The sequence below is a fragment of the Aggregicoccus sp. 17bor-14 genome, assembly GCF_009659535.1.
GTDB lineage: Bacteria > Myxococcota > Myxococcia > Myxococcales > Myxococcaceae > Aggregicoccus.
In genome coordinates this window covers 58,942-71,636 of sequence record NZ_VJZZ01000009.1, presented here as the reverse complement: position 1 = coordinate 71,636, position 12,695 = coordinate 58,942, and the positions used below count along the sequence as shown (strand labels likewise).

The 12,695-nt window shown below is 73.6% G+C and carries 10 protein-coding genes and 1 other RNA gene; 8 read left to right on the top strand and 3 right to left on the bottom strand.

Annotated elements, in window-relative coordinates; all coding sequences use genetic code 11:
* Positions 1 to 3: 3 nt before the first annotated feature.
* A complete protein-coding gene (locus FGE12_RS18025) occupies positions 4 to 795 on the bottom strand; it encodes a carboxypeptidase regulatory-like domain-containing protein (RefSeq protein WP_153867745.1) in 792 nt (263 codons plus the stop codon).
* A gap of 172 nt (positions 796 to 967) precedes the next feature.
* On the opposite strand from FGE12_RS18025, the gene FGE12_RS18020 reads away from it, so the two are divergent.
* The gene (locus FGE12_RS18020) at positions 968 to 1,693 is read left to right on the top strand and encodes a zinc ribbon domain-containing protein (protein WP_153867744.1); all 726 of its coding nucleotides are present in this window, start codon (positions 968 to 970) and stop codon (positions 1,691 to 1,693) included.
* Between the two features lie 36 nt (positions 1,694 to 1,729).
* Positions 1,730 to 2,377, top strand: a complete 648-nt coding sequence (locus FGE12_RS18015) for a ribonuclease HI family protein (RefSeq protein WP_153867743.1) — start codon at positions 1,730 to 1,732, stop codon at positions 2,375 to 2,377.
* Positions 2,378 to 2,380: 3 nt separating this feature from the next.
* On the opposite strand, the gene FGE12_RS18010 is transcribed toward FGE12_RS18015, so the two are convergent.
* Positions 2,381 to 2,836, bottom strand: coding sequence for a MarR family winged helix-turn-helix transcriptional regulator (locus tag FGE12_RS18010; protein ID WP_153867742.1), 456 nt, complete (start codon positions 2,834 to 2,836; stop codon positions 2,381 to 2,383).
* 71 nt (positions 2,837 to 2,907) lie between these two features.
* Here FGE12_RS18010 and FGE12_RS18005 point away from each other — a divergent pair, with 71 nt between their 5' ends.
* The 4 genes from FGE12_RS18005 (at position 2,908) to rnpB (ending at position 9,219) form a co-directional block, all read left to right on the top strand.
* A complete protein-coding gene (locus FGE12_RS18005; RefSeq protein WP_370459048.1) occupies positions 2,908 to 4,407 on the top strand; it encodes a TolC family protein in 1,500 nt (499 codons plus the stop codon).
* Positions 4,395 to 5,558 (top strand): efflux RND transporter periplasmic adaptor subunit, encoded by a 1,164-nt coding sequence (locus FGE12_RS18000; protein WP_370459047.1) that lies wholly within the window; start codon positions 4,395 to 4,397, stop codon positions 5,556 to 5,558. Before FGE12_RS18005 ends, FGE12_RS18000 begins: the two co-directional genes overlap by 13 nt.
* A gap of 10 nt (positions 5,559 to 5,568) precedes the next feature.
* On the top strand, positions 5,569 to 8,745 hold the full coding sequence (locus tag FGE12_RS17995; protein WP_194798012.1) for a multidrug efflux RND transporter permease subunit: 3,177 nt from the start codon (positions 5,569 to 5,571) through the stop codon (positions 8,743 to 8,745).
* Positions 8,746 to 8,824: 79 nt separating this feature from the next.
* Positions 8,825 to 9,219, top strand: an RNA gene (gene rnpB, locus FGE12_RS17990) — RNase P RNA component class A.
* A gap of 24 nt (positions 9,220 to 9,243) precedes the next feature.
* Here rnpB and FGE12_RS17985 read toward each other — a convergent pair.
* Positions 9,244 to 9,831: a hypothetical protein gene (locus tag FGE12_RS17985; RefSeq protein WP_228530890.1), complete on the bottom strand. Its 588-nt coding sequence runs from the start codon at positions 9,829 to 9,831 to the stop codon at positions 9,244 to 9,246.
* A gap of 141 nt (positions 9,832 to 9,972) precedes the next feature.
* Here FGE12_RS17985 and ftsY point away from each other — a divergent pair, with 141 nt between their 5' ends.
* On the top strand, positions 9,973 to 11,526 hold the full coding sequence (gene ftsY, locus FGE12_RS17980) for a signal recognition particle-docking protein FtsY (RefSeq protein ID WP_153867740.1): 1,554 nt from the start codon (positions 9,973 to 9,975) through the stop codon (positions 11,524 to 11,526).
* Between the two features lie 74 nt (positions 11,527 to 11,600).
* A complete protein-coding gene (bla, locus tag FGE12_RS17975; protein ID WP_153867739.1) occupies positions 11,601 to 12,509 on the top strand; it encodes a subclass B3 metallo-beta-lactamase in 909 nt (302 codons plus the stop codon).
* Positions 12,510 to 12,695 lie beyond the last annotated feature (186 nt).

The following is a 12,695-nucleotide window of genomic DNA, read 5'->3' as shown; positions in this document are numbered from 1 at the left end:
TCCCTAGCGCGGCTGCGCGGAGAGCGCGGCGGCGGGCCAGCGCTGTGCGAGCTGCACCGTCTGGCCCGCCTTGACCTCCACGCGCTCGGTGCGCTCGGGCAGCAGCGGGTGCCAGAGCACGAGCGTGTGGGTGCCCGCGGGCAGCTGCAGCCGGAAGTGCCCGGCCGCGTCCGTGGACGTGAAGTAGCCGTGGTCGAAGGTGCGCACCGTGGCGCGCATCCACGGGTGCACGTCGCAGCGCAGCGCGAGCACGCCCGGGGTGGGCGGCAGCGGGCGCTGCAGCTTCATCCCCTCCAGCGGCATCGCCACGTTGAAGAGCGGCGCCTCGCTCGGCCCCGCGCGCACCGTGTGCACGAGCGGGTCGGAGTTGCGCACCTCGAGCGGCGTGCCCGCGCGCGCGGCGAGCACCGCGGGCACGTAGCTGCAGCCGCGCTGGTCCAGCACGGACGGCGCGTGCGCGGGCGCCTCGGGCAGCCGCGCGCCGTCCTGCACCGAGACGACCGCGCCCACCAGCGCGCCCCCCTCCCCCAGCTCCAGCGAGCGGTCCGGCACGCTGGGGCCGCACACCTGCAGCGCCGCGCCCGAGGTGGCGAGCGGCGGGCGCGCGGGCACCGGCCCCTCCACCTGGAGCGTCCCCTCGACGGTCCCGAGCGCGGTGCCCGGCGCGGTGGGCGCCGCCGGCGCGGCAGCGGGTGCGGCGGCATCGGCAGGCGCGGCGGGCTCCTTCGCGCGGCAGGCGGCGGCGGCGAGGGTGGCGAGCGCGAGGGGAGCGAGCAGGCGTGAGCGCGGGAGCATGGCGCAGCCCGGTGTAGCGGCCGCTGCGCGCCCTGGCAATCGGGCCCAGAAGCGCGAGCGGGGGGCGGGACTTACACGGGTGCATTTGGGCGTTGGACCGCGCACACCCTTGTTGGTATGAGGGCCCCCTGGTCGGAGCCCCCTCTCTGGCGGGGTCTCGGGAGGCAGCAACTTGCGGGAGAAACTGAAGGCGCTGGCGGAGCTGCAGAAGGTGGACCTCGAGGTCGCCGCGCTCCGGAAGGCTGCGGACATCCACCCCAAGCAGATCGCCGATCTGGAGCGGGAGCTGGGCGCCGCACGAAGCGCCATCGAGGCAGAGCGCAACCGGGTGCTCGACATCGAGCGCCAGAAGGCCGCCCTCGAGCAGAACATCACCGACGAGAAGGACAAGGTGAAGAAGTGGGAGGCGCGGCTCGCCGAGCAGCGCTCCACCCGCGAGTACAGCGCCCTCGCCCGTGAGATCGACATCGCCAAGAAGGCGAACCTCACCATGGCCGAGCAGCTCGTGGAGCTGACCAAGACGCTCGCCGCCGCGCGCGAGGCCATCAAGGGCAAGGAGCTCGAGTTCGCCCAGAAGCAGGGCTCGCTCGCCGGCCGCATGGGCGAGATCCGCCAGAAGCTGGGCAGCGCCGAGGGCCAGGTGAAGGAGCTCGAGGGCCGCCGCGCCGGCGTCGCCGCCAACGTGGACCCCAACCTGCTGCGCCGCTACGACTCGGTGAAGAAGAAGAAGCTGCCGGCGCTGGTGGGCGTGGTCGCGGGCACCTGCATGGGCTGCAACATGAACGTGCCCCCGCAGCTCTACAACCAGCTGCGCACCGGCCTGGGCACCGACGTGTGCCCCTCCTGCCACCGCATCATCTACGCCGTCGAGGCGCTCGAGGCGCCCGCCGCCAGCTAGGCGCGCGGGAGCGCTCTCGAGAGCCCTCCTCCTCCCATGCCGCTTCCCTCCGAGGCCGAGCTCCTGCGCCACATCGCGCGCGAGGAGCCCCTCACCCAGACCGTCCGGGCCTTCCGCGGCCTCACCCGCGAGCGCCTCGGGCAGCTGCTCGAGCAGCTCGCGGACACGCTCGCCCAGCAGCCCGGTGGGCCAGAGGCCGAGCTCCCGCACGCCTCCCCGCCCGCGCCTGCTGCACCTCCTCCGCCACCACCTGCAGCCGCCACAGACGGGGCGGCCCTCGGGCGCGTGCGCGTCTACTCGGACGGCGCCGCGCGCGGAAACCCCGGCCCCAGCGGCGCGGGCGCGGTGGTGACGGACGCCGGGGGCGGCACGGTGCTCGCCCGCGTGGGCAAGTACCTCGGCCGCCAGACGAACAACTACGCCGAGTACATGGGCCTCATCATCGGCCTGAAGCACGCGCGCGAGCTGGGGGCGCGCGAGGTGGACGTGTACGCGGACAGCGAGCTGATGATCCGCCAGCTGGGCGGCCGCTACCAGGTGAAGAGCCCCACCCTGCGCCCGCTCTTCGACGAGGCGGTGCGGCTGCTGAAGGGCTTCGCGAAGGTGAAGCTGGTGCACGTGCCGCGCGAGCAGAACGCGCTCGCGGACGAGATGAGCAACCGCGCCATCGACGAGCGGATGTAGCGCCTAGGCCTCGCCGCGCGGGGTGCCCGGGCGGCGGGCCTCTTCGGCGAGCGCGTTGAGCCCCACGTGCAGCTTCGCGAGCAGCCGTCCGAGCGTCTCCACCTCGCGCTCCGAGAGGTGGCGGCGCACCTGGGCATCCAGGCTCTGCAGCTCGTCGAGCAGCACCTGGGCCTGCGCCCGCCCGGTTGCCGTGAGCTCGAGGCGCACGCAGCGCCGGTCGTCGCCTGGCTGACGCTCGAGCAGCCCCTCCTGCTCGAGCTTCGCAACCATCCGGCTCACCCCGGCCGTATCCACCAGGAGCCGGTCCGCGAGCGCGACCTGGGTGCGGATGTCCTCGTGCTCGATCGCCTTGAGCGCCCGCAGCTCGAGGAAGGAACGCGGCGTCTTATGGGCGAGATGACGGGTGAGCACCCGCTGGAGCGTGCGGCGCACCGAGGCCACCTGTTCGGCGAGGGTCATTCATGCCTACATGCTTGACGTTGGCAACAGTTGTCAAGTACAGGCATCCACCTCCTGGAGTCCAACTGACCGTGCCCCGCCCTCCCGTGCTCACTCCCGCCCTCGCCACCGCCCTGCTGCTGAGCGCCGCGCCGGCCGCGCGCGCGGCCCCGCCGGCCCCGGCTGCGCCCCAGGCCCAGGCCCCCGCCTCCGACCCGGCCCAGAAGCCTGCCGCCCAGAAGCCTTCGGAGGACGCCCCGCTCGCGGCCCCCACCCCCTTCCAGCCCCAGGTGAGCGACCCGATGCTCGCCCCGCTCCCGCCCGCCCCGCGCCAGGTGGCGCGCTGGGAGGAGGCGCTGGGGCTGCTGCGCGAGCGCTCCACGGACGAGCGCTCGGCGCAGGCGGGCGTGGAGCGGGCGCAGGGCCGCTGGCAGCAGGCGCTCGCGCCGCTGCTGCCCAACGCGCGGCTCACCGCGGGCGTGGCCTCGGACCTGCTGCATCCGGACAACCCCACCCTGGGCACCGGCAACAACACGGGCACCGGCGTGGGCGTGGGCACGGGGACCGGCGGCCGCACGCCCACCGCGCCCACCGGCACCGCCACCGTGTCCCTCAGCCAGTCGCTGGTGGACGTGGGCGGCTGGCGCGGGGTGAGCTCGGCCTCGGCCGCCCAGCGCAGCGCCACCGCGAGCCTCGGGGACGTGCGCCGCCGCCTCACCCAGGGGCTCGCGCGCAGCCTCGTCGCCGTGGTGGCGGCCGAGCGCGTGGCGGAGCTCAACCGGCTGGGGCTGCGCCAGGCGCTGGAGCGCGCGCAGCTCACCGAGCGCACCGCGCAGCTGGGCGCCGCGACGCAGCTGGACGTGGTGCGCGTGCGCCAGGACGTCGAGGTCGCGCGCGGCACCCTCATCTCCGGAGACGAGCAGGTGCTGCGCACCCGCGAGGCGCTGGGGCTCGCGCTGGGCTTCGACGAGCAGGTGGGCGTGCAGCCCGCCTTCGCGCTGCAGGGGCTCGAGCAGCAGGCGCGCGGGCAGTGCAGCCCGCTGTCCTCTCCCGCCGAGCGCCAGGACCTGGTCGCCGCGCGCGAGAACCTCGACTCTGCGCGCGCGAGCAGGAGCCAGGCGCGCGCCGGCTACCTGCCCACCCTGGGCCTCACCAGCAGCCTCTTCGGCTACACCGCGGACCCGGGCTTCGGCCGCGTGGCCACCTGGAACATCGCCGCGGTGCTCAGCGTGCCCATCTGGGAGGGCGGAGCGCGCGCGGGCCTGGTGCGCGAGCGCGCCGGCCTCGAGACGCAGGCGGCCGAGAGCCTCGAGAGCACGCGGCGCCAGGTGTCCTTCGAGGTGGCGCGCGCGCGGCGCGGCGTCGCCGTGGCGGAGAGCCTCCTGAAGAGCGCGCGCGAGGCCCGCGCGCTCGCCGAGCGGACGGATCAGCTCACCCGCCGCTCCTTCGAGATTGGCCGTGCCAGCAGCCTGGAGCTGGTGCAGACGGCCGCCGCCCTGCGGCAGGCAGACATCACACTCGCGACGCGCGAGTTCGAGCTCGTCCAGGCGCGGCTCGATGCAGTGCTGACGGAGGCAACGTGCAACTGGTGAGACTCGTGGGCGCGGTGGCGCTGACCTTGGGGCTGAGCGCCTGCGCGAAGAAGGAGGCGCCCAAGGCGCCGCCCCCGCGCGAGACGGAGGTGGTGCAGCTGCAGCCCTCCGAGGTGCGGGACACGGGCGAGTACCTCGCCACGCTGGTGAGCCGCCAGAACGTGACCATCCAGCCGCAGACGGCCGGCTACGTGCGCAAGATCCTCGTGCGCCCCGGCCAGAAGGTGGAGGCGGGCGCTCCGCTCATCGAGCTGGACGCGCGCCAGACCACGGCCGCGCTGGGCAGCGCGCAGGCGCAGTCGCGCTCGGCCGCGGCGAACCTGGAGCTCGCGCGCCAGACGCGCACCCGCACCGAGGCGCTCTACAAGGAGGGCCTGGTGAGCGCGCAGGAGCTCGAGCGCGCGCGCTCGGCTGCGGACGCTGCGGAGGCGGCGGTGAGCAGCGCGAGCGCGAACGTGTCCGAGCGCGCGGTGCAGGTGGCCTACACCGTGCTCAAGGCGCCCTTTGCCGGCACGGTGGGTGACGTGCTGGTGCGCCTGGGCGACTTCGCCACCACGCAGACCGTGACCACCAGCATCGCCCAGGCGGACGTGCTCGAGGCGAGCATCGCGGTGCCCACCGAGCGCGCGCGCGCCATCCGCGTGGACACGCCGGTGGAGCTGCTGGACAGCGAGGGGAACGTGCTGGTGCGCACCAGCGTGTACTTCGTCGCGCCGCTCGCGGACCCGCGCACCCAGCTGGTGGACGTGAAGGCGGTGTTCCGCAACACCCTCGGCCTGCGCCCCAGCGAGCAGGTGCGCGCGCGCATCGTCTACGGCGTGCGCCAGGCGCTGCAGGTGCCGGCGCTCGCGGTGATCCGCCAGAGCGGCCAGGCCTTCGTGCTGGCGGTGGCGGACAAGGACGGCAAGACCACGGTGTCGCGCAAGCCCATCACCCTGGGCCCCCTGGGGACCTCCTCCTTCGTGGTGGAGAAGGGGCTCGCGCCCGGAGACCGCATCGCGGTGTCCAGCCTGCAGAGCCTGAGGGACGGCGCAGCCATCAAGCCCAAGCCGGTGGCTCCTCCCCCGCAGGCCGAGGCCCAGCGCGGCCCGGATGCGGGCGGTGGGAGCGGCAACGGCGGCAGCGGGACGCCCGGCGCGGGCGGGAACTGAGGACTCACAAGTGTTCGTCGAATTCTTCATCCGCCGGCCCATCTTCGCGGCCGTGTGCTCCATCGTGGTGCTGCTCGCCGGGCTCGTGGCCATCCCCACGCTGTCCATCGCGCAGTACCCGGACCTCGCCCCGCCCACGGTGACGGTGACGAGCACCTACGTGGGCGCGAGCTCGGACGTGGTGGAGAGCGCCGTCACCATCCCGCTCGAGCAGGAGCTCAACGGCGTGGAGGGCATGCGCTACATGAGCTCCTCCAGCGGCAACGACGGCACCTCCACCATCACGCTCACCTTCGAGCCCACGCGTGACGTGGACATCGCCGCGGTGGACGTGCAGAACCGCGTGGGCCGCGCCGCCGCGCGCATGCCGGCGCAGGTGAACCAGGCCGGCATCGTGGTGAACAAGGCCTCTACCCAGCTGCTGCTCAGCATGGGCCTGTTCAGCGAGGACAACCGCTACGACGCGAGCTTCCTCTCCAACTATGCGGACGTGAACCTGCGCGACGCGCTCAAGCGCGTGAAGGGCGTGGGCGAGGTGCGCATCTTCGGCGAGCGCAAGTTCAGCATGCGCCTGTGGCTGGACCCCACCCAGCTCGCGCGCCGCAAGCTCACCGCCCAGGACGTGACGCGCGCGCTGCAGGAGCAGAACCTCCAGGTGGCGGCCGGCCAGGTGGGCCAGCCCCCGAGCGACAAGGACCAGCCCTACCAGATCGCGGTGCGCGCGCGCGGCCGCCTCGCCGAGCCCGAGGAGTTCGCGGACATGGTGGTGCAGCGCTCGGCGGACGGGCGCGTGGTGCGCCTGCGCGACGTGGGCCGCGTGGAGCTGGGCGCGGAGAACTACTCGAGCCTGCTGCGCTTCAGCGGCCGCACGGGCGTGGGCATCGGCATCTTCCAGCTGCCCACCGCCAACGCGCTGGACGTGCGCGACGCGGTGCTCAAGGAGATGGACCGCCTGTCCAAGGACTTCCCGCCGGGGCTCACCTACCGACCGGCCACGGACACCACGCTCGCGGTGCGCGCCTCCATCGACGAGGTGGTGAAGACGCTCGTCGAGGCGATCGCGCTGGTGATCCTCGTCATCTTCCTCTTCCTGCACGGCTGGCGCAGCGTGCTGATCACCGCGCTCACCCTGCCCGTCTCGCTGGTGGGCACCTTCGCCTTCGTGAAGGCCTTCGGCTTCGGCATCAACACGCTGACGCTGTTCGGCCTCACGCTGGCCACCGGCCTCGTCGTGGACGACGCCATCGTGGTGATCGAGAACATCGAGCGCATCATGCACGAGCGGAAGCTCTCCGCGCTGCAGGCGGCGCGCGAGGGCATGAAGGAGGTGGCGGGCGCCGTCATCGCCATCTCCATCGTGCTCATCGCGGTGTTCCTCCCGGTGGCCTTCTTCCCCGGCATCACCGGCTCCATCTACCGCCAGTTCGCGCTCACCATCGCGGCCTCGGTGGCCATCTCCACCTTCTGCGCCCTCACCCTCACCCCGGCGCTCAGCGCGCTGCTGCTCAAGGAGCCGGAGCACGGGAAGCAGAAGTGGGTGTTCTTCCGCAAGATGGACCAGCTGCTGGACTGGACGCGCGACCGCTACGCGGCCTCGCTCAAGCGGCTGCTCAAGCACCCGGTGCTGCTCATCGGCGCCTTCCTCCTGCTCATCGGCGGCACCGTGCTCCTGTTCCGGGTGGTGCCCACCGGCTTCATCCCGGAAGAGGACCAGGGCTACCTCATCGTCAGCGTGCAGGGCCCGGAGGGCACCAGCCTCGCGCAGACGGACAAGACCATGGCGCAGGTGGAGGCGATCCTGCGCGCACAGCCCGAGGTGGTGGGCATGTTCGCGGTGGGCGGCACGAGCCCCCAGGGCAGCGGCCCCAACACCGCGCAGGTGTTCGCCATGCTCAAGCCGTGGGACGAGCGCGAGGGCGCCGAGCACACGGTGTCCGCCGTGGTGGAGCGCCTGCGCGCGCCGCTGGGCTCGCTCGGCGCCGCGCGCGCCCTGCCCCTGCAGCCCCCGGCCATCCGCGGCGTGGGCAGCACCGGCGGCTTCCAGTTCATCGTGGAGGACCGCTCCGGCACGCGCTCGCTGGACGAGCTGTCCGCGGGCGCCAACGCGCTCATCGGCGCGGCGGCGGACGAGCCCAAGCTGCGCGGCGTGTTCACCTCGTTCAGCGCGGCCACGCCGCTGCTGGACGTGGAGGTGGACCGCCAGAAGGCCAAGTCGCTCGGCGTGCCGATGGACCAGGTCTTCGGCACCCTGCAGATCTTCATGGGCAGCCAGTACGTGAACGACTTCAACTACGCCGCCCGCACGTACCGCGTGTACGTCCAGGCGGAGCAGCAGTTCCGCGACGCGCCCTCGGACATCAGCTCCTTCTACGTGCGCAGCGACAGCGGGGACATGATCCCGCTCGAGGCCCTGGTGAAGGTGCGCCCCACCACCAGCGCGCAGACCATCCGCCACTACAACCTCTTCCGCTCGGTCGAGGTCAACGGCCAGGCCTCCCCCGGCACCTCCTCCGGCGAGGCGATCAGCGCGATGGAGGGGCTCACCAGCAAGCTGCCGGAGGGCATGGCGGGCGAGTGGACCGGCGTGAGCCTCGACCAGAAGGAGAGCGGCGGTCAGACCCTGGTCATCTTCGCCATGGGCATCGTGTTCGTGTTCCTGGTGCTCGCGGCCCAGTACGAGAGCTTCGTGCTGCCCTTCGTGATCATCCTCTCGGTGCCGCTCGCCATCCTCGGCGCACTCGGGCTGCAGGGCTTGCGCGGGCTGCCCAACGACGTGTTCTGTCAGGTGGGCCTGGTGATGCTCGTGGGCCTCGCGAGCAAGAACGCGATCCTCATCGTGGAGTTCGCCGAGCACCTGCGCGCCCAGGGCAAGGGCGCGCTGGACGCCGTCATCGAGGCGGCCAGCGTGCGCCTGCGCCCCATCCTGATGACCTCCATCGCCTTCCTCCTGGGCGTGGTGCCCCTGATGCTCGCCAAGGGTGCGGGCTCCGGCGCGCGCAACTCGCTGGGCACCACGGTGTTCGGCGGCATGCTGGTGTCCACGGTGGTGAACCTCGTCTTCATCCCCACGCTGTACGTGGCGGTGCAGCGGCTGCGGCGCGCCCCGCGCCACGCCGCCGAGCGCAGCGAGCCGCACGGCGGCACGCCGCCGCCCGCGCACCCGCCGCAGCCCGAGCCCGGCCACTAGGCGGGCGCGGGCGCGGGCTCCGGAGCTCCGCAAGGGCCCCTTGCTCCACCCCCGGGCTTGGGTTAGAGCCCGGGGCGCCGGAGCGGTTCGGGTGAACGCCGGTCGCTGCAGGACGGGGCGGCGGGAGGAAAGTCCGAGCTCCACAGGGCAGGGTGCTGGCTAACGGCCAGTCGGGGCGACCCGCAGGAAAGTGCCACAGAAAAGAGACCGCCGGCCCGCGAGGGACCGGTAAGGGTGAAACGGTGCGGTAAGAGCGCACCGCGCCCGGCGTGAGTCGGGCGGCACGGCAAACCCCACCTGGAGCAAGAGCCAATAGGAGCGCGTCCTGTCGCAAGACAGGACAAGGATGGCCCGTCCGACGCGCTCGGGTCTGCTCGCTGACGAGGCACTGGGTAACCAGGGCCCTAGACGAATGTTCACCGCCCACTCCGAGAGGGGTGGGGACAGAACTCGGCTTACAGGGCCGCTCCGGCTTTTTCGTCCCTTCGTCCCCTGCCGCTAGCGCGCGTTGGCCACGGGCACCTGCGCGAGCAGCACGCGGTCCTTGCCGTCGCTGCGCACCGCCTGGGGGTTGCTCAGCCTCAGGCGCGTGTCGGTCTCCGGCTGCCAGAAGCCGAAGAGCAGGTTCACCGCGGAGGGCGTGGCGCCCCCGGTGGGCAGCGTGAAGGTGAACTCGTCCTTCACCGTCTCCCCCACCCGCCACTGCGACGTGGGGTAGAGGCCGCCGGCCGGCTTGTGGTCCACGTTCATCCGCTCGCCGCGGCCCGACGCGTCCTCCACGTGGACGAAGACGAAGTAGTCCTCGCTCAGCGGGGCGAGCACCTTGAAGAACATCGTCACCCGCACGGGCTCGCCGGGCACCGCGCGCCCCGGCTCGAGGCTCGCGCCCACCACCTCCACCTTGCCCTCGAAGTTCGCCCCGCTCTTCACGCTCACCGGGGGCACCCTCGCCACCGTGGCGGCGCGGCGCTCGGCCGGGCTCGCCCCGCCCGGCGCCTCCACGATGCAGCCCGCGCCCAGCAGCCCTCCGCAGGCGGCGAGGGTGAGGGGCAGCAGCGCGCGGCGGTGCGGAGAGCGGGGGGCCATGGCAGGCCGCATTCTTAGCGGCCCGGCGGGCCGGCATCCACCGCCCCGACGCGGGGCGCGCGCGGGGCCGTCCACCGCCGGATGGCGCGCTGCACGGGCCCTGGGACGCCCGGGGGGCTCTTGAGGTATGCGGACGGGCCCATGACGACGCCTCCTGCCCACCTGCTGCTGCTCGCGCAGCCCCCGCCCTCTCCCATCGCCCCGCCCCCCACCCAGGGGCGCCCGGGCACGGAGCAGCCGGTGCGCGACAACTTCCCGGTGGGCGACGTCGTCGGGGTGGCGGGCGTCGCGCTGCTCGCCGCGCTGATGCTGGTGGCCCTGCGCAAGGTGGTGACGCGCCGGCGCGCCGCCGCGCCGCCCCCGGCCGCGCGCCCCGAGGCCGCGCCGCAGCAGCCCACCCTGCCCGCCCCGCGGCTGCGGGTGGAGCTGCCGCCCAGCGCCCAGGAGACCGAGCACCTGAGACAGGCCGAGAGCGCCCACGCGGAGGTGGAGCGCCTCGCCCGCGAGCGCGTGGACCTCGCCCAGCAGGCCCGCGCGGCCCGCGACGCCGCCGAGCGGCTGCGCCTGGAGGGCGAGGCGCGCGCGCTCAAGGCGCGCGAGGAGGAGGCGAAGCGCGAGGAGTACCGCATCCGCAAGCTCGCGGAGCAGGACGCGCGCGAGCGCCGCCGCCGCGAGCAGGAGGAGGCCGAGCGGCAGGAGGCCGAGGCCCGCGCCCGCGCCGAGGCCGAGGCCGCGGCCGCGCGCGCCGCCGAGGAGGCCGCGGCGCGCGCGAAGGTCGAGGCGGAGGCGGGCCACACGCTCGCCTACGGCCTGGACAAGACGCGCAGCCAGGGCTTCATGGCGCGGCTCAACGGGCTCTTCGGGCAGAGCCGCCCGATGGACGAGAGCGTGCTCGCGGAGCTGGAGGAGATCCTCTTCACCGCGGACATCGGCGTGCGCACCGCGAGCAACCTGGTGGAGGTGGCGCGCGAGCGGCTCAAGCGCAACGAGCTCTCCAACTCCGAGCGCATCAAGGACGTCATCCGCGAGGAGGTGCAGCGCATCGTCTCGCTGCCGGTGCCCCGCTCGCTCGAGGGCGGCGGCCCCCCGCACGTGGTGATGGTGGTGGGGGTGAACGGCGCCGGGAAGACGACCACCATCGGCAAGCTCGCCGCGAAGCTGCGCGACTCGGGCAAGAAGGTGGTGCTCGCCGCGGGCGACACCTTCCGCGCTGCCGCGAGCGAGCAGCTGGACGTGTGGAGCGAGCGCGCCGGTGCCGAGCTGGTGAAGGGCCCCGAGGGCGGAGACCCCGGCTCAGTCGCCTTCGAGGGCGTGAAGCGCGCGCGCGACGCGGGCGCGGACGTGGTGATCGTGGACACCGCAGGCCGCCTGCACACCAAGGCCCCGCTGATGGAGGAGCTGCGCAAGGTGAAGCGCGTGCTGGACAAGGCGCTGCCGGGCGCGCCGCACGAGGTGCTGCTCGTGCTGGACTCCACCAACGGCCAGAACGCCATCCAGCAGGCGAAGCAGTTCCACGAGGCGGTGGGGGTCACCGCCATCGCGCTCACCAAGCTGGACGGCACCGCCAAGGGCGGCGTCATCATCGGCATCTGCGACGAGCTGAAGCTGCCCGTGGTGTGGGTGGGCGTCGGCGAGAAGGTGGCGGACCTGCGCCGCTTCGAGCCGCACGAGTTCGTGCAGGCGCTCTTCGACTGAGCTCCGGGTGCGGCAAGAGGGCCACACCGGGGCGCTCGCGCGGCACGGCACGTTAGCGGCTAGGTCCAGCGCGCATGAGACTGCTCGCCCTGCTGCTCCTGCTGCCCTGCGCCGCAGCCGCCTCGCCGCCTGCGTCGCTGCCCCCCTCCTCCGACACGAAGCCCATCCGCTGCGACGCCTGCGCCGCGTGGAACGCGCCGCAGGCGCCCTTCCGCGTGTACGGCAACACCTACTACGTCGGCGTGGCGGGGCTCTCCTCGGTGCTCATCGACACAGGGCGGGGGCTCATCCTGCTCGACGGCGCGCTGCCCCAGTCCGCGCCGCGCATCGCCCGGAGCCTGCGCACGCTGGGCTTCTCGCTGCGGGACGTGAAGTGGCTGCTCAACTCGCACGCCCACTCCGACCACGCGGGGGGCCTGGCCGCGCTGCAGCGCCTGAGCGGCGCGCGCGTGGCCGCGAGCCCCGCGGGTGCGGCGGCGCTGCGCGCGGGAGCCGTGGCCCCGGACGACCCGCAGGTCGGCTTCGTCGCCTTCAGGCACTTCCCCGCCGTGCGTGAGGTGACGCCCGTGGCGGACGGGCAGAGCGTGCGGCTGGGTGACGTCGTCGTCACCGCGCACCACACGCCGGGCCACACGCCGGGCGGCGTCACCTGGACCTGGCGCAGCTGTGAGGGGGAGCGCTGCGCGGACGTGGTGTACGCGGAGAGCCTCAGTGCGGTCGCCGCGCCACACTTTCGCTTCAGCGCGGACGCGGCGCGCGTGGCGCAGCTGCGGCGCAGCATCGCCACGGTGCGCGAGCTGCCCTGTGACGTGATGATTCCCACGCATCCCGCGGCCAGCCGCCTCTTCGCGCAGTGGAAGGCAAGTGCGAGCGGGGGGCGCGCGGCCTTCCTCGACGCCGGCGCCTGCCGCGCGTACGCGGAGCGCGCGGAGCAGGGGCTCAGCGAGCGGCTCGCGAAGGAGGCCGAGGGCAAGGCGCCCTGAGCGCCTTCGCCCTCACGCGGGGTGAGCGCTGCGCCCAGCGCCGAGGCTGTTCCCCTCCGAGCGTGCGGGCGCCTTGCTCGCGGCGCAGCCCTACGTTCACCGCCCGGCGCTTGTATCTCCTCCACCACGGGTCCCCGCAGGGCAAGAGCCGGTCGCACTGCAGGAGGTGTAGAGAGGAGCGGACGG

Bases quoted from the DNA above. Each gene is read 5' to 3' on its own strand.
- FGE12_RS18025 (WP_153867745.1), bottom strand. From the start codon at position 795: ATGCTCCCGCGCTCACGCCTGCTCGCTCCCCTCGCGCTCGCCACCCTC.
- FGE12_RS18010 (WP_153867742.1), bottom strand. From the start codon at position 2,836: ATGACCCTCGCCGAACAGGTGGCCTCGGTGCGCCGCACGCTCCAGCGG.
- FGE12_RS17985 (WP_228530890.1), bottom strand. From the start codon at position 9,831: ATGGCCCCCCGCTCTCCGCACCGCCGCGCGCTGCTGCCCCTCACCCTC.
- ftsY (WP_153867740.1), top strand. From the start codon at position 9,973: ATGACGACGCCTCCTGCCCACCTGCTGCTGCTCGCGCAGCCCCCGCCC.
- FGE12_RS18015 (WP_153867743.1), top strand. From the start codon at position 1,730: ATGCCGCTTCCCTCCGAGGCCGAGCTCCTGCGCCACATCGCGCGCGAG.
- bla (WP_153867739.1), top strand. From the start codon at position 11,601: ATGAGACTGCTCGCCCTGCTGCTCCTGCTGCCCTGCGCCGCAGCCGCC.